The following is a 26,049-nucleotide window of genomic DNA, read 5'->3' as shown; positions in this document are numbered from 1 at the left end:
GAAATTATGGGAATCAATTTAAGAGGTAGAAGTGTACTAAAAATAGCTGATTTTAGTGAAGAAGAGATACTTTATTTATTAGATCTAGCAGAAGAATTCAAAAGATTAAAACTAACGGGGACAGATCATAAATACCTTACAGGAAAAAATATTGTTTTGCTATTTGAAAAAACCTCAACAAGAACACGTTCATCATTTGAAGTAGCAGGTTTTGATTTAGGAATGGGGGTTACATTTTTAAATAAGTCAGATAGTCAAATGAGCAAAAAGGAATCCATAGAAGATACAGCAAGAGTTCTAGGACGATATTATGATGCCATAGAATATAGGGGATTTGGACAAGAAATCGTAGAAGAAATATCTAAATACGCTGGTGTACCAGTATATAATGGACTTACAGACCAGTGGCATCCAACTCAAATGTTAGCAGATATGCTGACTATAAGAGAGAATTTTGGTAAAATACATGGTTTAAACTTTGTTTATATGGGAGATGCAAGAAATAATATGGCGAACTCCCTTGCCGTAACATGTGCTAAGCTAGGCGTAAATTTCACAGCCCTAGCTCCAAAAGACCTATGGCCAGAAAAAGAAGTTATAGACCTAGCAAAAGATTTTTCTAGAAATCATCATACAGAAGTAAACTTTAGCGAAGAGATAGAGGATACTGTCAAGAATGCAGATATTATTTATACAGACACTTGGGTTTCTATGGGAGAAGCACCAGAAGTGTGGGATGCTCGTATCAGAAAACTTTATCCATATCAAGTAAATCAAAAGATAATGAATATGACAAATGATGATGCTATATTTATGCACTGTTTACCAGCCTTTCACGATACAAATACAGAAATAGGCAGAGATGTAGCAGAAAGGTTTAAGGGAGAGTTTGATCTATCAAATGGTATGGAAGTTACAGATGAGGTCTTTAGATCAGGCAAAGCAAAATCTATTGACCAAGTAGAAAATAGGATTCATACTATAAAGGCAATGATGTATGCTACATTAAAATAATTATTTAGTCATAATTGAGACTTTTGACAACATATATCCTATGATTTTTCAATTCATTAAAGTATATTATTACCTATAAATAAGTAGATAAGAAAACATTAAGGAAGAATTATGAATAAAAAAGTTAGAATGTCAAAAGTCTTAATCTATGCTGGAGCGTTTATGGCTCTTTTGATAGGTTCAGGATTTGCAACAGGCCAAGAACTTATGCAATTTTTTGCTTCATATGGTATAAAAGGTCTTTTAGGAATAGTAGTATCGTTTATACTATTTGCATTTGTAGGAGTTGAGTTTGTAACATATGGCCATGAGAGAGAATTGGCAAATCCAAATGATGTATATAAGGAAATAGCAGGTAAGAAGATAGGGACTTTCTATGATTATTTTTCTACCTTTTTCCTATTTCTATCATTTACAGTTATGGTAGCAGGCGCCGATGCTACAGTCGAGTACCAATACCATGCACCCAACTACCTAGGAGGAATCATTCTAGGAATACTAGCCATAATAACAGTAGCATTTGGTCTAAAGACCATGGTAGAGATTATAGGAAAGATAGGACCTGTCATAGTAGTACTAGCTATCCTAGTAGGAGGAATTTCTATAATACAAAATAGAGGAGGGCTAGGAGAGTCCTTAGAAACCATCAAGGTCCTAAGCGCTAGCAATGACCTTACCAAGTCCACAAAGCTAGGATTTTTCGTATCAGCCCTAACCTATGTAGGCTTTAACATGATGTGGTTAGGAGCCTTTTCTGCAACAGTGGGAAGTGAGGCAGAAAACTTCAAGGAAGCTAGGGATGGCCAAATCCTAGGAGCCATAGGCCTATCATTAGCCATTCTTGTGATGTACTTTGCCATTATCCTATCTATAGAAAAGGTATACGATTCACAAATTCCATCCCTAATACTAGCAGGAAATATCAACCCTATCCTAGGCAAAATATTTTCCTTAACAATCATCCTAGGAATCTACACCTCAGCGGTCCCACTCCTATGGAACCCTATAGCAAGGTTCTTTGAAGAAGGCACCAAGGGATTCAAACTAGCAACTGTACTCATAGGAGCAGCCGGAATAGTAGTAGGACTACTATTTGACTTTAATATTTTGGTCAAATATATTTATGTGGTTAATGGATACTTAGGGATAGTGCTTTTGGCTATAATGGTATTTAAGTTTTTTAAGAGAAAATATAGAAGTAGTTAGAAATATCTAACTGCTTTTTTTGTGGTTAAATTGTGAAACAGTGATGGAAAGATTTAACATATTTGTGAGAATATATTATTCTAATAAAAATATATTATAAAAAATTATAAATAAAGAACTTTAATAATTTATTAAAAAATTAACCACTCACATCGATTGCATGAAATAAGTAGAGAAATCTTATAAATTAGCAAAATACAAAGAAAAAACTAAAAAATATAGGGAAAAGTGCCTAAGTTGCCCTATAGTTGCTAGCTTTTTTGAAAAATTTCCTTACAATAGGAAAAAAGGAGATTTTATGATTGGAGAAAAAATTAAAAATAAAAGAAAAGAATTGAACTTGACCCAGGAATATTTAGCAAAAGAATTAAACATTTCAAGGCAAGCTGTATCAAAGTGGGAAAAAGGACTTAGCGAACCATCTATGGATAATCTAGTTAAACTATCTGAAATATTCGGAGTTGATATAGACTACTTTAAAAAAGACAATGAGATAGAAGAGGATAAGTCCCTTGGTTCAAGAATATTTTGGGATATTTTGTACGCTGCTATAGGAATAGTTTTCTATTTCATATATTACTTTGGAATAATGGAGGGAGCCTTAAACAAAGACCCAAAACAAATGCCATTTTTAATACTTACAGTTTTTCTAGCCATATCAGTAATAGCCTTCCCACAAGCAGTTAAAAATATGGGAAACAAACTAGAAGATACCGATTATTTTACATTTTCAAAATTAATACTGCCTGTAGTTTTTATAATATCACCATTTATAGTTTTTTATTATATTTTTAAAAAAGAAAGATAAAAAAATCGACTAGGAAAGCATACTATTTAAAAGTAAATTTACCTAGTCGATTTATTATCTGTAAATATATATTAATCCTTAGGATCAATCAGGGCGTAGACAAAATCAGTTTAATAATTCATTAATAATTCAAAAATAAAATCACGCTATAACCCATCTCGACTAAGTGAGTGAAACGAACGCATGGAGAGATCTCATGAGATTTCTCCGCTCGTTGCACTCGGTCGAAATGGGCAAATTTTTAGTTTGTCAACAGTCTGATCAATCCTTAGGATCAATTATTACTTGTTGCTTTTATTTTATATACAATTCTATAACTAACATATATTGTTTATTATATCTATTCTGATGCCTATTTTCACAGAATGTGTGAATACTTTATATTCTAATTTATTCAAAGAAAGGCATGTGCAAACCAGTATAATGTATCTAATAAAATTCAAATCAATTATTAGGAGAACGAATGTCGAATATACAACCACCAATTAGAACAGGTTTATTAGATTTTATTCAAAAAAGTAGTGGAAGTCAATTTGTAATTCCGGTATATCAAAGAAATTATACTTGGACAGCCAATAAAGAAGTCAAACAATATCTGGATGATTTGAAAAGTGTTTTAAATGGAGAATACAAAAATCATTTCTTAGGAATAATCATTTATATAGATACAGCTATTGACTTTTCAACTAAAGAATTCTCGGTTATTGATGGTCAACAAAGACTCACTACAACTTTTTTAATCCTATATGCTATTAGATACATAATGAAAGAAAATAAAATGGATGATGCTATAGTAGCTTTAGATGGACAGTTTTTAACCAATCCATTTGCTAGCGAAAGGATTAAATACAAATTAAAGCCACTAGTAGCAGATGATGATGTTTATCAACTCATTATTAACGAAAAGCTTGAAAATATAACAAATAAAAATTCCACTGTTTACAAAAATTTTGTGTACATTTATAAAGAAATAAAAAAGTTAAATAAAGAGTATGATTTAAATCAAATTCTAACAGCTTTAAATCAGCTATATGTCGTTTGTATCCCTCTTTCAGAAGATGATAACGCCCAAAAAATCTTTGAATCTATCAATGCCACAGGCGTCAAATTAACAGCATCAGACCTAATAAGAAACTTTTTGTTGATGGATATGGATAGTGAAATTCAAGAAAAGTTTTATAAAGACTATTGGATGGAAATTGAAAGATTTTTGGGAAATGATTCTAAAAAACTAGAATCATTCTTTAGATTATTTTTAGCAGCTAAAAATTATAATCTTCCAAATAAAAACAGTGTATACAATGAATTCGTAAAATGGTACAAGAAAGAAAGCCAGATATTAAATAAAGAAACAATTTTTAAAGAAATAATCAGGTATGCATCATTCTATAACGAAGTTTACTACAAAGACATATCAAGTATAGATCCTGACATAAGTAAGTCTATAGGGGAATACCGTAAAACCTTATCTGAAATGCCAGCTTCACTCATAATGGATTTATATGATAAGTATGATCAAAATTTAATTAGTATAAAGCAGTTGAGTGAGTGTATATATGTTATAAATAATTATTTAATTAGACGCGCCTTAGCGGACTTAGACACTAATGCAATTACAAGGTTGTTTCCAACTCTTATTAAAGATATAGAGATCGAATGCAAGGAAAACTATAGTAACATTACATCTATTTTAAAGAAAAACTTAGTGTACAAAAACATTAATAATAGTATGTACGTACCAGATGATAAACAAATACATGACTTAATTGTTAATTCAAACATGTATAAGAACAAATCGGCCTTAAGAATATTCTTAGATAAGCTAGAACATGATAATAATCCGGCTCCTGTGAGACTAGAAAAATTAAGTGTAGAACATTTGATGCCACAGACACCTACAAGAGAATGGATAGAAATGCTTAGGACTACTGAAGATGACTACCAGAGAAATCTTAATAGGTTAGGTAATCTAACTCTGGCAGCAAAATCTGACAATAGTAAGATGAAAAACAACCCATGGGAATATAAAAATGATGTCTTAAAATCTACATCACATTTAACTATAAACCAGAAATTATTAGAAAAAGATAAATGGAATATAGAAGAGATTGACAAAAGAACTGAAGAACTCATCTGTGAAATCAACCGTCTTTTCCCATATCCAGAAACTAGTGATAAGTTTATTAAAAAGGAAGAAATATTCATAAAAACTACTAAAGTAAAAGCTGCAGTTTATCTATATTTAGATACCGGCGATGTTGAAATACTACAAGGATCTGAACTTTATAAATTTGATAACCCAGAAAAATATCCAGATGTTGAAGAAGAGAGAGACCAACTTTTAGAAGATGGCATTATCTACGATGATGGTGATAAACTTATATTTTTAGAAAATTATGTAGTTACATCTAAATCAACTTATGGAACAGCCCTTACTAGATCGGCTAATCTAATACTTCACGGTTTTAAAAATGGTTGGGATCATTGGAGAGATATTAATGGGGAATTTTTAAATAAAAATCAAAAACTTATGAATGAATTACTGTAATATAAATCTGAATATAAAAATGGAATGCAAATTGGATATTTTCCACTTGCATTCCATTTTTTATTATAATTTTATTTAGATTATTAATACTACGAAGCATCAAAGATTCAATTACTATTCGTCTAGCTCAGGAAAGACACTGATTAAATCATCTTCAAAACTATCATTTTGTATACTGTCTAGAGAATCTAGAAGCCTTAAATTATGTTTATCAATTTTTATATATTTACTAAATCCTAGGATATAGTTTGTAGCTATTTTATAAATTATTTCTGTAGGAGCAAGACCGTAAACTTGTTTAGCAAAGATATGCTTAAGTCTTTCTTGTGAATCCGGATAAAGTTTTTTAATTTTATCACTTCTGTATAACCTTTTAACAATCTCAGCCACATATAGGCCAGACTTCATGTAAGGATCCATGAAGGTAAATTCAGGGTTATCGAAACATCCTGGATTTTGCTCTTCAAGCAGGTCTAACATTTGGTTTACAACATTTATAGGTGTAAATATCTGGTTAGTTTTTTGTGGTGGGATATAGTCAAAAATATCTCTCTTAACTTCCTCATCGAAATAGTTAGCTAGACTTTCTTTTTTATCTAGGAATTCTTTTACAGAATCATCAAATACTCTTTGGTCAAAGAGATTACCTTCATAGTGCTTAACTTCTCCAGTCTCATCATCTATATAATCAAATCCATCTCTAAGCTCTCTAAATTCATCTAAGCTTATACTTGTAACCTCTAAGAAGACATCATTAGGTATAATCTGATCAAAATTTGACAATTTCGTATCATAATCCCCATAGGCCATTAGGAACGATGGTATAGTTCTAGAAAATCCTCTAAGCCTATCTCTAATATCATCTTCTATTGTTTTCTTTTGCTTTTCTTTTTCATCAGTTTCTATGATTTCTACTGTAGTATTTTTAGAATATTCTATAATATCATGGTCCTCAAAAGCTTCATTTACATTTTTGGTAAATTCATCATATTGAGACTTACTTAAGTCTTCGTACTTTTTCTCAATTTGACTAGATTCTTCTGAAGATTTAGAAGCTTTTAATTCTTCTTGTTTTTCAAAATCGAGCTTATTTCTCTTTACTTCATAATCACTATATTCTTCTCTAACTATAGCACCCACCTTATCTCCAATAGATTTTGTAATCTCTCTTTCTACAGATTTAGATACTTGATTTTTGTAAGAATTTTTAGCAATTTCCATAATAGGGTCGCTCACAGACTTGCTATAAACATCGACTATATTTTCTAGCTCATTTTTACTAGGTTTTTTCTTAATAACTTGTTTATCTTCAACCTTTTTAATGTTATCTTCTATATCTGCGTAGATTTTTTCACCGAAGATATTTTGAGCTTGGCCTATAATCTTTTCATCTGATATACTGACCTCACCATTTTGATTAAGGTCTAGATTATCAGCAGTATCATCATCTATATCGATTGATTTAACTTTCGTCTCTTTATATGGTTTTATCTTAGTTAGTGTTTCTCTAACAACTTCTGGTGCTCTAAAGATATTAGATATATTTGCAAACAGGAAGTTTGACATAAATCCACGGTTTACAACTTCAACCGACTTTATTTTTCTAGGAATACTCAATACTTTTTCAGCATCGAGCTCAATCATAATTCCATTTTCATCTTCACCATATATAGGGAAGAAGTTTAAAAGTTCTCTTACTTGTTTTTTTCTAGTCTCTTCGTCTCCACTTCCGCCACTGGTATTAGGGGATAGGTCATTAGCAAATTGTTCAAAAATCTCTAAGGTTCTGGCTGGATCAAAGTCAAAAATATAGGCGTTTTTCTTTCTTAAATAGTTATTACCATCTGAGAAAAGAAAAGGGTTTTGTGCTCTAAAAGCAGCTTGCATATAAAGAGATGGAGATTTCATATTGGCAAGCATGAGTACAGCTGTCCACTCAGGTACAGTAACCCCAGTTGTAAGTTGACCTACTGATAGCGTTATGGTTTTTTCATATTTTTCTATTGCAGTCCTTACTCTATCTAAAGACTCCTCTGTTATAACTTCATCATCAGTTTTGCCATCCCCAGCAGCAAGAACAATATCATAGTCCCTAAAAACCGGATTAACTTCTAATTTTCTTTTTAAAGCTCTTGCAGAATCAACTCTATTAAGTATCCAGAAAGAATGTTTTATTTCATCTCTAAGCTCTGGAGTAGAAAAAGGAAACTTGGTTCTATTTTCATCTGTAAGAGCATCTAAGAATTTATCCACATCCTTATCATAGACAAAAGCTCCTCTCTTATCTGTTGAGAAAAACTCATTTAGGTCAAAAGCATATTCAACCATCTCCCCATCTAAATTTATACCATCATCGAGCTTATCCATGATAATATCGGACATTTCATAGGTAAATAGATTAAGCTTTGGTAAAACTTCATAGGGATTTTCTTCTAACTCTTTAGTATTGTAATTTTCTTTAGCATCTTGCTCATCTAGATAGGTCCAATTATATATAGCATCATCATTGAACTTAAAATTAGCTAGTGCCTTAAAAGGAGTTCCAGAAAGGTGGAGAGTGTTTTTTCTTTTAATTTGATGAAAGGCTTGGTCAGTCTTATAAGTATCCACACCTTCATGGGCCTCATCAATTATAAGTATATCCCAATTAGTATTTGCAACCTCATCAAGCTTTGGCTTATCACCACCAAAATGTATTGAACCCTTTAGGTCTTGTAGGCTTACAAATTCTATACAACCCTTACTTGTATCAGGATCAAGTAAATCCATATACTCATCTCTTGAAAAGACATACTTCTCATCCTTAATACCACTTACACGGCTAACAAAAAAGTAACCACTTTTTGGTCCTATAAATTTAATATAATCATCATACCAAGAATCAGCAATGGCAGGCCTATTTGTAACTATAAGTATTTTTTCAAAACCCATCTTCATACAGAGGTCATAGGAAGTTAGTGTTTTACCAAAACGAGGTTTGGCATTCCACAAGAACTCTGGATTATTATGACTTTTGAAATACTTAATAGTTTTGTTTACCGCATCCTCTTGCTCTGCCCTTAGCTTATATGGAAGAGCTTGGTCTAGATCATCATAGGAAAATTCTTTTTTTCTAAACTTAAAAAACTTTGACTCAGCTGAATCTGGATCAATTTCAAACCATTCTTTGCCATCTTCTCTTTTCACACCCATATTTATAAGGTATTTGTGAAAATCAGTATCCTTGAAGGTTTGATTACTATTTTCATAAGTAGCATTGTTAGCCCATTCTATATTATATCTAATGCCAGCAGTAGCTACTTGTTCCTTAACCCTCTTTTCAACATCTCTTTCTGTATAGCCAATCTTAGTCCATCCCTCATGGTAGGTCACTCCTGGTGTAGTATAGGCATAGCAAACAGGGACAACAGGCTTTGTAGTATCTATCTTAGCTTTTCTCATTATTCCATCTCCTGTACTTTTTCTTCGATAAAGGCAATTTCATCATCAGATAAGCCATATTTTTTATAAAGTTGTTGGTCTATTTCAGCAATTGATTTAGTCCAGTTGATATCGGAATTTTCTGTGAAGTTCTGGAGTGGAACATTTTTCCAAACTTTTGAATTTTTATTACCTTGAGTAACTTTTCTTGAATTAAGCATAGCTCTCGAAAATTTAGTTTTTATATATTTAAGAATGTTTTCTGCTTCTCTAGAATTCGTAAAATCACCAAAAGTTACAAATGTTTCTGTATATCCTTCCATAGGTTTACCTATAAAAGGATCACTCAAAGTTTCTCCGAAATTTCCGCTACCATTTGAGCTTGGAATCACAAGCTTATAACTATAGAAATTTTGCGGAGGATTCAAATATTTTTTGTTAAAGTATTTTTTAGTTCTTTTAGAGTCCTTTCTTCCGATTATTTCTATACTATTTTGATTGATTTTTTTTTCTGTAAATACTTCTGGAAATTTTTCAAAACAAGATGATGTTAAGTACCTTTTAGACCCCCCGGAAACCCTATTTTCAAAACCAGGATTTTCTATGTAGAAAGCTTTATCATATTTATAACTTGTATTTGAATATATGATGCTATCAAAGAATGTATCGCTTATAGTTTTTACTTTTTCTACAATATTTTTAATTTCTTCATAGGGATAGAATATCTTTATAGGTTCTAAGATTTTATTGTTATCCCACGATGTAATAGCTACACCACCTTTAATATCGGTAGTTGGAAAAACTTTGGATCCATCGGGTTCATAACTTAGAATATCAAAATGTATACTATTTATCATTTTTTTATTCCATTTTGATGGCGTTTTTCCAGTATCAAATAAAAACCTGGAAGGAGTTATAAAAGTTACATTATTTCCAATATTAATAGAAGCATCATACAAGAAATGATAAATTGGTGGCTCTTCACTTCTACCCTCTATAGTTTCATTATAAGGTGGATTACCCACTACAAAATCAAATTTTTTCATATATTCTCCTTTAAAGATGCGAAGGACTGTGATTTGTTTGCCTTCCAATCATAAATTCTACATGCTACTGGTTCTTCTTTTTCTACTTCTGTCATATTATTGACCTCTGTCATACTAATCTGATTATCCTCACCAAGTGGTGCACCAAAAGGCACATTACCTGTCAGACCATCCATTTGCCAGAGGTTCCAAGATATGATATTGGATAGTTTTTTGAGCGTTTTCTTATCAACATCCTCATCCCAGCGTCTCTCAAAATACTCTACAAAGGTTAATAGGACATTTATTCTAGCTAAAAGTAGGCTATCTCCCTGGTACTCATATCCATAGCAAGACATAACTGCCTTAGTAGCCCACAAAACCCACTCTTCCTTAGTATTTGTATTTTCGTTGACTACCCTAAGCTTTCTATCTAAGATACCAATTCTATTTATAGTATGTCTGATAGGCTCACTACTTGCGGCATCATATCTAGATACCAAGTAGGGTGCCTCTCCACAAGTGATTTCTAATCTTCTAGATTCTACATAGTCTTGCCAGGTCTTACCTTCAGGAAAGGTTATTTTCTCCCTTATAGGTTCCCAAGTTTGGTCATTTTGGATATTAAATACATCCTTCCTACCAAACCAGACTTCATCACAATGATTATTCATAAGATTGACCACCCATGATGGGGTATAGACCTCAGCCTTTTTTCTGGTTCGATCAAGCTGTATTTTTGCACTCTTGCTGGTCCTAGGATTTAAGACAAATCCATGAGTAAAAGAAGCTTCCTTCATTTCGGACCTATCATCAAAACTAGCTCCCAAGTACTCATAAGTATTGGTAGCCCATATTATATTTTTTTTAGTAGATTTATCCTTTAGCAGATTCTTAAGAGTAAGCCTAATAGGATAAAAATTAAAATCAATCAACGGTTGTGTCATAAAAACCTCAAATCTAATATAGTAAAATTAGCTATTAATAATATTGTATCAGGTTTTAGTATAGATTTGAAACTGGGGAGTAAATGATATATATAAAACATCGGAAGAAAAAAGATAAATTAAGAATGACTTACCATTTATATATGTAATATGAAGTATAATTTATAATAATAATTATCTTTTAGTTACAGATTTAATCATTCTTCAACTATTATATTGATTCATAATTTATATTTTTCGATAAAAAGAGATATAGGATAGGTTTAACAACAATAAAAATATATTATATATTTAAAAAAGGAAGGTTTTAAAAATGGATTCAATTAATTGGGCGCAATTTGAAGTGGTGAATGCAAATACAACAGAGAGTTTTGAAGATTTATGTAGAAATTTATTTAGAAGACAGTTTTTCCCCAACGATACAGTATTTAATTCAAAGCCTAATCACCCAGGAACAGAGATATATCCTTTATTTAGTGAGGTGACAGGATCAAGAATCTCTTTTCAAGCAAAGTTTCTTTCTAGAAATGATTACCCACAGATAAAAAAATCAACAGATAAAGTAATTAACAACGACAGTAATAAATTAGATATTTTATATTTATATTGCAACAGAGAATTAGATATAGAAAGCGCAGGTTTTACTAAGATTAAAGATTCATTAGGCGATTCTGGTATAAAAATTGAACTCATAACAAATAAAGAAATACTTGATCAAGTTATTACGCATAAGGATTTATATTCATACTATTTCAAAAAACATAGTATAGATAAGAAATGGTTTGAGGATGAATCTAACAAATCTTTAGCTATCTTAGGTCCTAGATATAATCCTGAATTAAATGAGAAAACAGAAGCAGAATCCTATATAAATTTATTTATTAGATATGAAGAAGCAATAATTGATATTAACAATAAGAAAAAAGATTTAGAAGATTATTTGCTGGATTTAAATCGAGAAATTAGTAGCCAGAAAATATCAAAGGTTGTTGATAATATTATAGATGGAATAGAAAATTTAGATGATGTAGACTATTATACAATGGATAAAGCCATTGAATGGTCAAGTCAATTAAAAAATGAATTTTCTAATTCAATGGAAATAATTAATAACGAAATAAATGATATAAACGAGAAAAAAGATGGACTATCTAATGAACTTAAAATCGATAATCTACAAAATGAATACCATAATAAACTAAATGAACTAGATAGAAATTCTTTGTATTTAAAAAAATTATTAAACTTTTATAAGGAAATTGAATTAAGTGAAAATGAAAAAGGAATAATTAGTAATAAAATGCTAATACTTACAGGTAAAGCTGGTTCAGGTAAGTCTCATTTATTTGGTAGTACTAATAAAAGAATAATTGATAGAGATGATTATTCAATATTGATTTTAGGTCATACTTTTATAAATAATAATACTGTCATGAATCAAATAATGGAAAATTATGGATTAGATTATAGTTTTAATGAATTTCTAGATATATTAGAAGGTATAGGATCAATTAATAAACGAGATGTATATATTTTTATAGATGCAGTAAATGAAAGCAACTTCAAAAAAATATGGAAAAATAACCTATCTAATTTATATGAGGAAATAAATAAGAGAAAATTTATTAAACTAATAGTGTCAATAAGAAATGGATATGAAAAATACGTTTTAAACGAACACATAAAAAATGAAATTAAGAATAATAAAATAGCGAAAGTAGAACACTTTGGATTTAGTGGAGATAGTATAGAAGCAATGAATAGTTTTTTTAATTACTACAATATAACTTTTTCTCCTTCTGATTTTTTAAATTATGAACTAACTAATCCACTATTTTTAAAATTATATTGTGAAGTTTATTCAGAAGGTGAAAAGAGCTTTTCTAAACTTTTTGAAGATATTACTGATACAACTTATTTAGAAGTAAAAGAACGATTGAGTTTAGAATATGAATATAATATACTTAAAGATTTATTATTAGATATAGCATCTGTTCTTTATCAAAATGATGATATGTCAATATCTAGGAAAGATTTATATAGACTAGAGTATTGGAGTGTGTACAGTCTAAGAGCATTAGATATCATTCCAATATTACTTAAAAATGGCTTACTATTAAATTTTCATGTACAAGGTGAGGAATATTATAGTTTTAGTTATAATTTATTAGGTGATTATTTACAAGCTAAATATGTAGTAAAGGAATCTAAAGATATCGAAAATGTATTTTCTTCTATAAATTATTTATTACAGATAGGTGATGGAAAAATACAAAAATCTAATAATTTAGATATATTTAATTTTATATGTGAGTTATCTTTTAATAGATTTAATGTAGATCCTATAAATGACACCCTTACTAAATTAGATGATGAGGAGAGTATTGGTTTATTAATAGACAAATATATTGAAGGTCAATCAGTAAGGGACTCTAGGAATATAGATATTCAATCTTTCAATAAAATAGTAAAAAACAATTCTATAGTTCCAGAAACTTTTTTTAAAATGTTAATCGAAAATAGTTTGAAAAGTGACAGTGAATTAAATTCTAACTATTTGCATAATGTTTTATATAAACAAAATTTAAATAATAGAGACAGAATTTGGACTACATATATTAATCAGTTAGCACATGATGAAGATAGATTATATCAAATAATAAAATATATTGAAGTAGGAAGAAGTATAGATGGTTTAAATATGGAAGACAAAAAACATCTAATAACACTCCTAGCTTGGCTATTCACATCATCTAATAGAAATTTAAGAGATAAGGCTTCGAAAGCTTTAATTGAGGTATTAAAAAATTCTTATGATTTATGTTTATATACTTTAGAAAGATTTGAAGGTGTCAATGACCCTTATGTTATACAAAGATTATATGGATGCGTTTTTGGAGCTTGTACAAAAAACATGGATAGCAACAAACAGGAATTTAAGAAATTAGCAGAATATGTTTATTCATCAGTGTTCAATAAAGAAAATGTATATCCTGATATACTATTGCGTGATTATGCTAGGCTAATAATAGAAAAATATTTATCTATAAATGGGAATGGTGAAACTTCCATTGATAAAAAAAGAATACTTCCACCATATAATTCAGAAAAAATTCCAATAGTATCAGAAAAAAAATATTACGATGAGGAATTACTAATGGATAATGGATTAAATATGATCGATTTTTCTATGAGACCGGATATAAAAGGTCTGGGATATGGTGATTTTGGAAGATACGTGTTTCAAGGGGCATTAAATTATTTTAAAGATGTTGATATTTTAAATTTATATCATTATGCTGTGCAGTATATATTAAATGATTTGGGATATAAAAATGAACTGTTTGGAGTTTATGATTATCATATTGGCTATACTGATAGACATGATACAAAAAAATTAGAAAGAATAGGTAAAAAGTATCAATGGATAGCTTTTTACAATATTTTAGCTAGAGTATCAGATGAAAATCAGTTAAAAGATCTATATGGTGATGGTTTTGAATTTATAGGGTCTTGGAATCCTTACGTTAGGGATTTTGATCCAACAGTAAATATGAAAATATGTTTACCTGATAATCAAAAGCCTAAATTCACCATAAATAATAGTGAAGATTTTATATCTGAGCAGGAAAAAGACGATAAGAAAATTACAGAATGGACTGCGCTTAAAGCAAATATGTTTGATGAATCCTTAATCCAATCTGATGATAGTTCGAGGGAATGGATTGTTTTATATAATTTTAAAGAATTATATAGTAAAGCGGATAGCTATACAAAAAATAGTGAATATAATCGTAATGGAGAGCAAAATATTTGGAGAATCTCCCAAGGATATTTTATTAAAGAAGAAGAATTTAATAGATTGAAAAAATCGTTAATTAATAAAAACTTTTTAGGAAGATGGTTTCCGGAAGGATATAGTTCTATATACAATCTGTTCAATAGAGAGTATTACTGGTCATCAGGATATAAAGATACTTTCACGCATGAATGGAGCGAATATTTAAAAAAGACTGGTGAGAAACAGATAATACAAAGAGAAGGTAAATTACCTAAACTTGATGGATTCAGTATAACTTTTGAATCAAAAAAATGGGAAGAAGAGATTGAATTAAAAGAGAAGGTGGCTGATATACTACCTGCATTCCATAAGTATGTTTGGGAAGAAGAGTTTGATGCATCTCAAGACGATCCAACATCTTTTCACATCCCTTGTAAAGAATTAATTGAATCACTAAAAATTCAACAAAAAAAATATGATGGATACTTTTATGATGCTCAAAATCAGTTAATTGCATATGATAGTGTTGATAATAAATATTCCCATAGGTTTATAATAAGAAAAGATTATATAGATAAGTTTTTAGAAGAAAAAAATTATGTTTTGTTTTGGACAAATATGGGAGAGAAAAGATTCAATGTAGGAATTAACGAATTAAAATACAGTGAGTGGAGCGGACTTAATTGGTATTCTAAAGGAAAATACCAAGGAGAAATGTCTAATAAAAGAGTAATAAGATAGAACTATGATCTCCTTAGTAAATAATTATTAATCAACTTATATTATAACTTCTTATCATAGGATTTAGTCCGACAAACTTTCACTATTGTCAACAAAACTTATATCAAATTTTCCCCACCCCATTTGACACCCCCAAATCCACCGGTATTATAACATATAGAGATATTTCTATATGAGGTGGATTATGAGTGTTGATTATGAACAAATATCTAAAAAGTTAAAGGTAATATCTGATCCTAAGAGGCTTAAGATTATAGATATGTTATCTTGCGATGAGCTTTGTGCTTGTGAGATACTTGAAAAATTTGATATAAGCCAACCCACCTTATCTCATGATATGAGAAAGCTAGAAGAGGTTGGACTTGTTTCTAGCAGAAGAGAGGGTAAGAATACCTACTACTCTTTAGATAAGGCTAGTTTAGATGAGATTGAGGATGGTTTAAAGCTTATATTTCATATCCAAGATGACTGTATTTGCAAAGTGTAAAATCCTAGGCAAATATTTTTTCTAAAACATATAGAAATATTTAAATGTGTCTATATGTATTTTGTTACATATATTATTATGATTTTAAATTAAGGGAGGATTTTATGAAAAAGATGTATATATATGAAGGTGCTATGTGTTGTTCAACAGGTGTATGTGGACCAAGTCCAGATGAGGAACTTATGAGAGTGTCTACTCTAGTAGACAAGCTTAAAAAAAGTGGAGCTAGCATTGAAAGATATAACTTAACTAACAATACTAAGGAGTTTGTGGAAAACAAAACTGTTAATAGTCTCCTAGATGAAAAGGGTGAAGATATCCTACCAGTTGTAATAGTGGATGATGAAGTTGTTATGACAGCTAAGTATCCTAGCAATGAAGAGTTTTATGAAATGTTATTTTTAGATAATGATGCCATAGAAGAAACAAATAATGACGGTGGATCTTGCTGTTCTGGCAGTGGATGCTGCTGCTAATATAATTAAGAAAAAGGAAGTGACTTTAAGTGAAACAATTTGATATTAAAGAAATCGACCTAACTAAATACTTATTCTTCACAGGAAAGGGAGGAGTAGGAAAGACTTCTACTGCTTGTGCTAGCGCTATCAGCCTAGCTGATGAGGGCAATGAAGTCCTATTAATAAGTACTGACCCTGCTTCAAACCTTCAAGATGTTTTTGAAACTGAGCTTGATAATAAGGGTGTAAGGATAGAAGGTGTAGATGGTCTTACTGTTGCAAACTTAGATCCTGTAGAAGCTGCCAATGAGTATAAGGAAAGTGTGGTTGCTCCCTATAGAGGACAGTTACCTGATAGTGTAATAGAAAATATGGAAGAGCAATTATCCGGATCTTGTACCGTTGAAATAGCTGCTTTTAATGAATTTTCTAAGTTTATAACTGCTTCAGACCTTAAAGATAAATATGATTATATAATATTTGATACTGCGCCAACTGGCCATACCCTAAGGATGCTTCAGCTTCCTTCTGCTTGGACTAACTTTATCAGCGAAAGTACTCACGGAGCTTCATGCCTAGGTCAATTATCAGGTTTAGAAGATGAGAAAGAAACATACAAATTTGCTGTAGATACCTTAGCTGATAGAAAGCTTACAAGCTTAGTATTAGTTGCAAGACCTGAGGAAACTCCTCTTCTTGAAGCAAATAGAGCATCTCATGAACTATCAGAATTAGGTATTAACAATCAAATCCTTATCATAAATGGACTATTAAGTGGCCATGACGATGAAGTGTCAGAAGCTTTTTATAAAAAGCAAAAAGAATCTTTAGATAATATGCCAGAAGCTATTAAGAATCTTAAAACTTTCTTTATCCCACTTAGGGGATACAACTTAAATAGTATCGAAAACCTAAGATCACATCTGGTTGAGGATAAGGAAAATACTAGTGATGTAGATATTAATATAAATGAAAGCACAAGGCTAAAAGATATAGTAGATGACTTATATAAAAATGATAAGAAAGTTATCTTTACCATGGGAAAAGGTGGTGTAGGAAAGACTACTATGGCATCTGCTATTGCCAAAGGACTTACAGCTAAGGGAGAGAAGGTCCACCTAACTACAACCGATCCAGCTAACCATTTGACTGGCATGCTTGAAGAAGATGACTTATTAACTATAAGCCATATAGATGAAGAAGAGGAGCTTAAAAAATACCAAGAAGAAGTTCTAGAAAATGCTAAAAAAACCATGTCTGATGATGACTTAGAGTATGTAAAAGAAGATTTAAGATCACCATGTACTCAAGAGATTGCTGTATTTAGAGCCTTTGCGGATATAGTTGATAGGGCGGATGATGAGGTTGTTGTAATCGATACAGCTCCAACAGGACATACACTTCTTCTACTAGACTCTACAGAATCCTACAACCAAGAGATAGAAAAAAACCAAGGTAATGTTCCAGAATCAGCAAAAAAACTTCTACCTAGACTAAAAAATAGTGATGAAACAGAGGTCCTAATTGTAACCCTTGCTGAACCTACTCCTTTCTATGAGTCTAAGAGACTTGAAGAAGACCTAAAAAGAGCGGGAATTTATAGCAAGTGGTGGATTATAAATTCATCTATATATAAAACTGGCTCTAGAAACAAAACTTTAGAAGCTAAGGCTAATAGTGAGCTAGAATGGATAAATAAAGTTGACGAGCGCACAGATGGTAACTTCACAATAATCCCATGGTCAAGTGATGAGATTAAAGGATCTAGTTTAGATAAATTAATTAAGTAGGTATATATGACAGAAAAAACAAAAGCTGCATTTATATGCGTTCACAATTCTTGCAGGTCTCAGATAGCTGAGGCCCTTGGCAAGAAATTTGCTGGAGAAAAAATAGATTTTTACTCTGCAGGAACTGAGCTAGTAGATCAGATAAATCAAGATGCAGTAAGGCTTATGAAAGAAATACACGGGATAGATATGGAAAGAGACCAGTATTCCAAACTTATAGATGACCTACCAGAGGTAGATTATGTCATCTCTATGGGTTGCAATGTGGTATGCCCATTCCTTCCATTTAAACACAAAAAGTATGACTGGGGCATAGAAGACCCTACTGGTAAGTCTGATGAGGAGTTTATCAAAGTAATATATGAAATTGAAGGAAAGTTAAAGGACCTAATCCGAGAGATAGATGGGGAGGTAGATAGATGAAAAAACAACAAGATATAAGCTTTTTTGAGCGAAACCTTACATTCTGGGTTTTGATATGCATGGCTATAGGTGTTTTAATTGGACGCTTCCTACCTGCTATTCCAGAGGCTTTGGGAGAGTTTGAGTTTTATAATGTATCTATTCCAACAACTATACTTTTATGGATTATGATCTATCCAATGATGCTAAAGATAGACTTTAACAGTATAAAAAATATTAAGAATAATCCTAAGGGTTTATTTATAACATGGATTGCCAACTGGATTATCAAACCATTTACTATGTATCTAATAGCTAGATTATTTTTCTTTGGAATTTACAAAAATATTATTAATGAAAGTCTAGCATCAGAGTACCTAGCAGGTGCAGTTTTATTAGGGGCAGCTCCATGTACAGCCATGGTTTTTGTTTGGAGTAAGCTAACAAGAGGGGATAGTGCCTATACCCTAGTTCAAGTGGCTAGTAATGATTTGATTTTATTAATTGCCTATATACCAATAGTAAGCTTTTTACTAAAGAGGGGCAATATTAATATACCTTGGGGGACTCTACTTTTATCAATCATACTATTTATAGTAGTTCCTCTTATCCTAAGTATCATTACTAGAAGGTATATTATAAAAAATAAGGGCGAAGATTACTTAAATAACGAATTTATACCATCTTTTGATAAGTATACTATGGTTGGATTATTACTAACTTTAATAATTATATTTTCATTCCAAGGGATGAAAATTATCGATCAACCTCTAAATATTGCTCTTATAGCAGTACCACTTATTCTTCAAACCTTCCTGATATTTGCCATTACCTTTGGCATGGCATATCTTGCAAAGCTACCTTATTCTATAGCTGCTCCATGCGGTATGATAGGAGCATCTAACTTCTTTGAATTAGCTGTAGCTGTTGCTATTTCACTATTTGGACTATCCTCAGGTGCAACCCTTGCTACAGTGGTAGGAGTTTTGGTAGAGGTACCAGTAATGTTACTCTTAGTAAGAATTGCAAACTCGATGGAAAATAAGTTTAACAGATAAGTGTATAAATATTTTTAAAAATTATCATAAAAATCAGCCTATATATTAAGATGACCCCATAAAGTTTAATCTAATAGCAGAGTTAGTGTTAAAGCTTACTCTGCTATTTTTTTGTTCTTTCCCACCCCTAGGGCTGGGATTTTTTAAGAAGTAATCCTGCTTTTATCTTTGACTTATTAGCATATAGTAGAAAGGTTTTTTATAATTTATGTGGCTAGATGGACTAGCAATTTTTTATATATAATAGCAAGCAAATGCTAAGAGTAATTATTAGTTGGTTGAAGTTTTTCTTAAAGTACATGATTGTTTTATAAATATTTGCCAGATTCTACTATCTTATTCTCCCCAAAATTCTTTAGCTATTTCTTGGCCCTGGTCAATTTTTGCCCATTGCTCATCTACTGTAAGTTCATTTCCTTCATCACATGATGCAAAGCCGCATTGGTGGGATAAGTAGAGTCTATCTTTGTCTATTATCTCGCTTGCTTTTTCTAGGAGGTCTAGGACTCTTTTTTCATCATCTAGGGTGTTTGTCTTACTTGATAAAAGTCCTAGGACTATTTCGTTGTCTTTGTCTTTGAATACTTCTAAAGCCTCGATAGATCCTGCTCTTTCGTCATCCCATTCTAGGTAGAACCTGTCGTAATGTTGCTTATCTAGGAATAGGTGGGCTATGGATTCGTAGCTTCCATCGCTCATTGACCTAGACTCGTAGTTACCACGGCAGTTGTGAGCGTAGACTTTTAGTCCCAGCTCGTGGCCGTAGTCTATTGCCTCGTTGTTTAAATCTATGAATTTGTGGGCAAGCTCTTCATGGTGTTCTTGCTTTTGCTTGTCTGAAGTAAATGAAAAGTCGTTGTTATCATCAGAGAATAGCTCCCATAGGCAGTCATCAAACTGGATGATCTCTCCACCTGCTTCCTTATATTCTTTTAGAAAGTCCTTGTATGAAGCTACTAGGTCTTTGCCAAATTCTTCTTCTTTGCCAGCATAGTAACCATCATCTATGCCTATAAATAGTGTTAGTTCTCCGTATATGTGGGAAGGTGATGGGATGGTTAGCTTAGTTTGTGTATCACCAGCTAGGTCTTCTAGCCTTTTAAAGTGGTCGATAAAGGGATGGTTTTTCCCATTTAGCTTATCTACTATTTTGATACCGATATCTTTTCTAGTTTCGTATTTCTCTTCCTTGCCATCCTTGTCTCTAAAGAAATATCCATTATTTGCAATATATCTTTCTACGCCGTGTAGGCCCCATACGAAGTCTAAGTGCCATAGTGACTTGGAGAATTCCCCATCTGTGATTTGAACAAGGTCATGTTCTTTTTGTGCCTTTACCACATTTGCTACTGCCTTATCTTCAGCTTCTTTGTAGCCTTTGAGATCTTCATAAAATGGATAGGTGATATCATCACGTTTTTTGATTTCATCTTTGTATGATAATAATTCTTCTTCTCTTAGTAACGATCCTACTGTTAAAAATCTTTTGCTCATTTTTAGCTCCTTTATTTAATATATTTTCAGAAATAAAACGCCTATGGCAAAATTAAAAAAGACCCCGTCCTTAAAAAGGACGAGGTCACTCGTGTTACCACCTTAATTTTATATCAATCTCACAATTAATAACTCATCAGGTACAAATTTATACCCTATCGCTGTAACGTGCGCACACGGATTGTCTTAAATATTCGGACAACCAACTTAGAGGCCATTTTCAGTTTTCCTTTCCACGACTATTCTCACCAACCACAGTCTCTCTGGGCAGGTCTAGAAAACTTACTTTTCTCATCAACGTTTTTATTTCTTGATACAATTATAGGAGGTGATTTGGTTTTTGTCAAATTTGATTTTAAAATTTATAAATTAATATTAATATATTATAGATTTACTTTGATAAATTAGTTTGAAAAATTGAATTACTTAGCTTAGGGACTAGCTTCAGATTAGACTTAGTTTTGACTTAAGTTTGATAAAATATATAATATGATTTGTTTGAATGGAAAAATATTGGGTATTTAATGATTGTAAGTGAAATAAAATTTTTAAAGAGGAATAAATGAAACTTTTAAGAAAAATAGTACTAGCATCTTTAAGTGTTTCAATGCTTATTACTGCAGGCCCTGCAACTAGCTTGGCAAGCTCTAGTAATGTTGAAATTAATATTAATCAAAATGAGTTAGAAGCAGCTTTAACAACTTTATATCAAACTCCCGACAATTTATTAGAAAATGAAGATGAGCTAGAAAAGTATCTTAGTAAAAAAAATATTTACTTTGTTGATAGTGAGGAAGAAGCTAACAAGATTTTAGAATCCAGAACAAATATGGTAACTACATATGGTGCTTGGGAAGATGCTAAATGTATAGGATCTATAGCTTTGTTTATTAGTGGAGCTGGAGCAACTATATCAGGGGTTAAAACCCTTGTAAAAGCTGCTGGAGGTGTAAAAGCATTAGCGTCAGCATTATTGCTATATCTTCAAACTGGAAATAGACCAGAATTTATAAAGAATGAACCTAGTTTATGGGAAGTGTTTGGAACAGTTGGCGGTGCGATAACTACAGTAACAGGTTTAGATAATTGTGTACAAGAGGCTTCATAAAACTTATAAGGATTAAGATTTATCTTAAATAATTAGTATAGGAATAAGGACACAGCATGTTAAAAAAATATGATACAATTTTAATTATATTTTTCTTATTTTTGATAATTGCTTCAGTTTATTTTTCTGATACTAATTCTATTTTTTGGAGTGTAGTGGTTTTTATGTTTTTAGTATCAACTAAATTGTTTGATACAGAAAATGATAAGTTAATTAAGTATGAATCTATATTGTTTTTTGTAGCATCTATAGTTTTATTTTTAAATACATTCACAAATGTAATAACTGAAATTACATTACCAGTGATAATAGTTTTCACTATTCTTTATGGGCGGATAATATTTTTAAAAATAAAAGAAAAGAAGAATAAATATAATAAGAAAAATATATAATAATTTAAGAAGAAAATCTCTTGATAAGCTTAAAGATTGCTGGTCGGGAGGTTTTCTATTTATATTATTTAATATTTTAAAATAATTGATTTTGCAACAATAGTAGATTTGAAACATATATTTAGCTAATATATGAATATTCTAGCTTTTAAAATCACCGAGGTTATAAATAAAGAGTTAATTCTAAGTACATTTTTAAAAGGTATTTAAATTAGAATTCCTATTATATAGAGATTTCTGATAATATTTTAATGATAAATAATGACAAAAAACCGGAATTATGCATAACTCCGGTTTTTTTGCTTGTATTCTAGTTTCTCATTAAGTAATTAAAGGCACCAAGGGATGCTGTTGCACCGCTTCCTGCTGCTATTACTATTTGTTTAAATAGACTTGTTGTTGCATCTCCTGCTGCGAACACTCCTTCAAGGCTTGTAGATCCGTCTGGGTTTACTTTTATTTCTCCTCTGTCTGTTAGGTCTACTTTAGTATCTTCTAGCCATTCTGTGTTTGGCACTAGTCCTACTTGGATGAAGCATCCGTCTATATCTATGCTATGCTCTTTGTTTGTCTCACGGTCTGTATATTCTAGTCTTTCTAGCTTATTGTCTCCATAAAGGCCTGTTGTTTGAGCGTTTTTGATAACTGTTACATTATCTAGGCCGTATAGCTTATCTTGTAAGACTTGGTCTGCCTTTAGTTCTGGTAAGAATTCTAGAACAGTTACATGGTCAACCATTGCTGCAAGGTCTATGGCAGCTTCTACTCCTGAGTTGCCTCCACCTATGACTGCTACTGGTTTACCTTTAAATAGTGGGCCATCACAGTGGGTACAGTATGCTACACCCTTGTTTTTAAATTCTGTCTCGCCTGGTATGCCTAGTAGTCTCCACCTTGCTCCTGTTGCTATTACAACAGTTCTTGATTCTAGTTTTGCTCCATTATCAAGTTTAACTTCTATAAGTCTTAGGTCATTTGCAGAATGCTCTGCTTCTTTGATATCACTTGCAAGGGCTCCTGTCATGACATCTACTCCAAGTTCTGTTACTTGCTCGTTCATCTTTGCCATGAATTCTGGGCCTTCTGTGTATTTGAATCCTGGAATGTTTTCGATTCCAAGAGTTTCTACAACTTGTCCACCAAATTCACTTGCTACAAGGCCAGTTTTTACACCTTTTCTTGCTGCATATACTGCTGCAGTTGCTGCTGCTGGACCTCCACCGATGATTAGTACATCATAGGCTGGCTTTCCTTCAAAGTCATCTGATGTTTTCTTGCTACCTATTAGCTCGAGCAGGCTGTCCATGGTTTGTTTTCCACCTTCAAGGAATTGGCCATCCTTAAAGATTGCTGGAACTGCAAGGACATCACGGTCTTCTGCTATTTCTTGGAACATGGATCCTTCTATCATGGTGTGGTTGATTTTTGGGTTAAGGACTGCCATTATATTGAATGATTGGACTACTTCTGGACAGTTGTGGCATGATAGGGATACTATAGTTTCAAGATTTTGAGTATCTTTAATTGCTTGTATACGTTTTTTTGTAGATTCATCTACTTTTGGTTCTACTCCACCTACTTGAAGTAGGGCAAGTGCAAATGATGCAAATTCGTGTCCTAGTGGGACTCCTGCAAATATAATTTGTCCGTGTTCTTTTTCCCCTTTTAGTTCAAAGCTTGGTTTGTATTCAAGGTCTTTTTCTTCTACTTTGATTTTATCAGAAAGACTTGCTACATCTTCTATAAATCCACGAACTTTTTCGCCTTTTTCATCATTATTAACAGAAAGCCCAATAACGACTTCTGTTTTAAGCATGTCAAGATATTGGGCTAACTGGTTCTTTAAATTTTTATCTAACATTTAATTTTAGATCCTCAAGTCTTATAGTTTACCTACAAGGTCAAGACCTGGTGTTAATACGTCATCGCCTTCTTCTTCCCATTTAGCAGGGCAAGCTTCACCTGGATGAGATGCAATATATTTACCAGCTTTGATTTTGTTGATATTAACGTCAGCCTTACGTCCAATACCATCGGCGTTGATTTCTACAGTTTGGATAACATTTTCTGGATCAAGTACAAATGTAGCTCTTAATGCCTTGCCTGATTCATCAAGAATATCTAATTCTCTTGCTAATTCTTTGTTAGAATCAGAAATCATTGTGTATTCTAGTTTGCTAATTCTTTCTGAATTATCATGCCAAGCCTTGTGTACGAAGTGAGTATCTACTGATACAGAGTAAACTTCAGCCCCAGCTTCTTTTAAAGCTTGGTAGTTATCTTGCATATCTTCTAGTTCTGTTGGACAAACAAAGGTGAAGTCTGCTGGATAGAATATTAAAACTGTCCATTTTCCTTTAAGATCTTCACTTGAAACTGTGATGAATTCATCTTTTTTTGGGTCATAAGCGTCTAAATTAAATTCTGGTAAAGTTTTACCTATAAAAGCCATAATTATCTCCTTTGTATAATGTTCTTGTTTTCTCTTACACAATAATTATAATCACTCTAAATTAAAAGTCAAATTTATATTTACTGATTATAATAAATTATTGGCATTTAGACTATACCCATATTTGGAAAAATTAATTATAAATATTTTTAATATTATATAAAGTACATGTTATAATTTTCTTGATTTAAAATATATTCTTATAATATGCATTGAATTATAGTTAATGAGAGGATTCTTTAAATATATTTATTATCTATAAATTAATATATAAATAAGTTTATGAAAAATAGTTTTGAGGTAAAATATATCCGAGCAATGACCTAGGGAATGATTTTAATTGTTTGATAATAGCTAAATATAAAGATTTATTTAATGGGGAAAGTATGAAAAAAGTGAAGAAGACTAATGTAGAGGTGACTGCTTTTGAACTTGGTAGTGGAGCGAGTTTAGAGGAAAAACTTATACTTCTAGGGAAAATTAAAAAACATAGTGATTTTTATGAGATTTACTCGAGAGAATCGAAATCCGATGGAGAAATTGCCTATAAGGGAGACTTTATTAAAATAGATCAGTCCAAAATTCCTTATCCAAATAGACGTGATAGATTTTTAAAATATCATATACATACATATGGTTATAATTATAAACAATATCCTAGAGAAATTTTGAGTTGGACTTATGAAGATAGGAAGGATGAGGTTATAGATTATCTATTGAATTCTGGTATGCTAAAGGTCAATTTAGGCTCGTATGATTATTTCTATGAGGCAAAGTTATGGGGAACAGTATTATGGGGCAAAAAATCTGATATTGTTCTTATTTATAAAGTGATAAAAGATAGGAATGGAATAGTTGATGTAGATTTCAACTTAATTGATAAAGATGAGTTTGACCAAAGCTATGAATATATATAAA

The 26,049-nt window shown here is 31.5% G+C and carries 19 protein-coding genes and 1 other annotated feature; of the genes, 12 read left to right on the top strand and 7 right to left on the bottom strand.

Annotated elements, in window-relative coordinates; all coding sequences use genetic code 11:
• The first annotated feature begins 6 nt into the window (after window positions 1-6).
• From argF to J2Z39_RS05820, 4 genes are all read left to right on the top strand, one after another.
• Window positions 7-1,014 (top strand): ornithine carbamoyltransferase, encoded by a 1,008-nt coding sequence (argF, locus tag J2Z39_RS05835; protein ID WP_209814251.1) that lies wholly within the window; start codon window positions 7-9, stop codon window positions 1,012-1,014.
• 111 nt (window positions 1,015-1,125) lie between these two features.
• Entirely contained in the window at window positions 1,126-2,220 is a 1,095-nt protein-coding gene (locus J2Z39_RS05830) for a YkvI family membrane protein (protein WP_209814249.1), read from the top strand.
• A gap of 298 nt (window positions 2,221-2,518) precedes the next feature.
• Window positions 2,519-3,028 carry a helix-turn-helix domain-containing protein gene (locus J2Z39_RS05825; protein WP_209814248.1) on the top strand — a complete coding sequence of 170 codons (510 nt, stop codon included), beginning with the start codon at window positions 2,519-2,521 and terminating at the stop codon, window positions 3,026-3,028.
• A 463-nt stretch (window positions 3,029-3,491) separates the two neighbouring features.
• Window positions 3,492-5,576, top strand: a complete 2,085-nt coding sequence (locus J2Z39_RS05820) for a GmrSD restriction endonuclease domain-containing protein (RefSeq protein ID WP_209814246.1) — start codon at window positions 3,492-3,494, stop codon at window positions 5,574-5,576.
• Between the two features lie 114 nt (window positions 5,577-5,690).
• On the opposite strand, the gene J2Z39_RS05815 is transcribed toward J2Z39_RS05820, so the two are convergent.
• Genes J2Z39_RS05815 through J2Z39_RS05805 form a run of 3 tightly spaced genes read right to left on the bottom strand, consistent with a single transcriptional unit; the run spans window position 5,691 to window position 10,968 of the window.
• Window positions 5,691-9,017, bottom strand: coding sequence for a DEAD/DEAH box helicase (locus J2Z39_RS05815; RefSeq protein WP_209814244.1), 3,327 nt, complete (start codon window positions 9,015-9,017; stop codon window positions 5,691-5,693).
• Window positions 9,017-10,042 (bottom strand): Eco57I restriction-modification methylase domain-containing protein, encoded by a 1,026-nt coding sequence (locus J2Z39_RS05810; RefSeq protein ID WP_209814242.1) that lies wholly within the window; start codon window positions 10,040-10,042, stop codon window positions 9,017-9,019. Before J2Z39_RS05810 ends, J2Z39_RS05815 begins: the two co-directional genes overlap by 1 nt.
• Window positions 10,039-10,968, bottom strand: a complete 930-nt coding sequence (locus J2Z39_RS05805) for a restriction endonuclease subunit M (RefSeq protein ID WP_209814241.1) — start codon at window positions 10,966-10,968, stop codon at window positions 10,039-10,041. Before J2Z39_RS05805 ends, J2Z39_RS05810 begins: the two co-directional genes overlap by 4 nt.
• 313 nt (window positions 10,969-11,281) lie before the next feature.
• On the opposite strand from J2Z39_RS05805, the gene J2Z39_RS05800 reads away from it, so the two are divergent.
• The 6 genes from J2Z39_RS05800 (at window position 11,282) to arsB (ending at window position 19,685) form a co-directional block, all read left to right on the top strand.
• The gene (locus tag J2Z39_RS05800) at window positions 11,282-15,490 is read left to right on the top strand and encodes an NACHT domain-containing protein (RefSeq protein ID WP_209814239.1); all 4,209 of its coding nucleotides are present in this window, start codon (window positions 11,282-11,284) and stop codon (window positions 15,488-15,490) included.
• Window positions 15,491-15,674: 184 nt separating this feature from the next.
• Window positions 15,675-15,977: an ArsR/SmtB family transcription factor gene (locus J2Z39_RS05795; RefSeq protein ID WP_209814237.1), complete on the top strand. Its 303-nt coding sequence runs from the start codon at window positions 15,675-15,677 to the stop codon at window positions 15,975-15,977.
• A gap of 104 nt (window positions 15,978-16,081) precedes the next feature.
• A complete protein-coding gene (gene arsD / locus J2Z39_RS05790; protein ID WP_209814235.1) occupies window positions 16,082-16,453 on the top strand; it encodes an arsenite efflux transporter metallochaperone ArsD in 372 nt (123 codons plus the stop codon).
• Between the two features lie 29 nt (window positions 16,454-16,482).
• Complete coding sequence (gene arsA / locus J2Z39_RS05785) at window positions 16,483-18,225, top strand: arsenical pump-driving ATPase (protein WP_209814234.1); 1,743 nt, start codon at window positions 16,483-16,485, stop codon at window positions 18,223-18,225.
• A gap of 6 nt (window positions 18,226-18,231) precedes the next feature.
• Entirely contained in the window at window positions 18,232-18,648 is a 417-nt protein-coding gene (locus J2Z39_RS05780; RefSeq protein ID WP_209814232.1) for an arsenate reductase ArsC, read from the top strand.
• Window positions 18,645-19,685 carry an ACR3 family arsenite efflux transporter gene (gene arsB, locus J2Z39_RS05775; protein WP_209814230.1) on the top strand — a complete coding sequence of 347 codons (1,041 nt, stop codon included), beginning with the start codon at window positions 18,645-18,647 and terminating at the stop codon, window positions 19,683-19,685. The genes J2Z39_RS05780 and arsB overlap by 4 nt, the downstream gene beginning before the upstream one ends.
• A gap of 336 nt (window positions 19,686-20,021) precedes the next feature.
• Here the strand turns inward: arsB and J2Z39_RS05770 are convergent, their stop codons facing one another.
• Entirely contained in the window at window positions 20,022-21,179 is a 1,158-nt protein-coding gene (locus J2Z39_RS05770; RefSeq protein WP_209814229.1) for a cobalamin-independent methionine synthase II family protein, read from the bottom strand.
• A gap of 72 nt (window positions 21,180-21,251) precedes the next feature.
• Window positions 21,252-21,486: a binding site (T-box leader), on the bottom strand.
• Between the two features lie 255 nt (window positions 21,487-21,741).
• Here J2Z39_RS05770 and J2Z39_RS05765 point away from each other — a divergent pair.
• Window positions 21,742-22,287 carry a hypothetical protein gene (locus J2Z39_RS05765; protein WP_117521961.1) on the top strand — a complete coding sequence of 182 codons (546 nt, stop codon included), beginning with the start codon at window positions 21,742-21,744 and terminating at the stop codon, window positions 22,285-22,287.
• Window positions 22,288-22,405: 118 nt separating this feature from the next.
• Here the strand turns inward: J2Z39_RS05765 and J2Z39_RS05760 are convergent, their stop codons facing one another.
• The 3 genes from J2Z39_RS05760 to J2Z39_RS05750 all read right to left on the bottom strand — a co-directional run bounded on the left by J2Z39_RS05760 (window position 22,406) and on the right by J2Z39_RS05750 (window position 25,131).
• Window positions 22,406-22,606 carry a hypothetical protein gene (locus J2Z39_RS05760; RefSeq protein ID WP_147318537.1) on the bottom strand — a complete coding sequence of 67 codons (201 nt, stop codon included), beginning with the start codon at window positions 22,604-22,606 and terminating at the stop codon, window positions 22,406-22,408.
• A gap of 383 nt (window positions 22,607-22,989) precedes the next feature.
• On the bottom strand, window positions 22,990-24,540 hold the full coding sequence (gene ahpF / locus J2Z39_RS05755) for an alkyl hydroperoxide reductase subunit F (protein ID WP_209814227.1): 1,551 nt from the start codon (window positions 24,538-24,540) through the stop codon (window positions 22,990-22,992).
• A 21-nt stretch (window positions 24,541-24,561) separates the two neighbouring features.
• A complete protein-coding gene (locus J2Z39_RS05750; protein ID WP_209814225.1) occupies window positions 24,562-25,131 on the bottom strand; it encodes a redoxin domain-containing protein in 570 nt (189 codons plus the stop codon).
• 386 nt (window positions 25,132-25,517) lie between these two features.
• Here J2Z39_RS05750 and J2Z39_RS05745 point away from each other — a divergent pair, with 386 nt between their 5' ends.
• Window positions 25,518-26,048 (top strand): hypothetical protein, encoded by a 531-nt coding sequence (locus J2Z39_RS05745; protein WP_209814223.1) that lies wholly within the window; start codon window positions 25,518-25,520, stop codon window positions 26,046-26,048.
• Window position 26,049: the final 1 nt, after the last annotated feature.

This window comes from Anaerococcus nagyae (assembly GCF_017874535.1).
GTDB lineage: Bacteria > Bacillota > Clostridia > Tissierellales > Peptoniphilaceae > Anaerococcus > Anaerococcus nagyae.
This window is presented reverse-complemented; position numbering and strand designations above follow the sequence as displayed.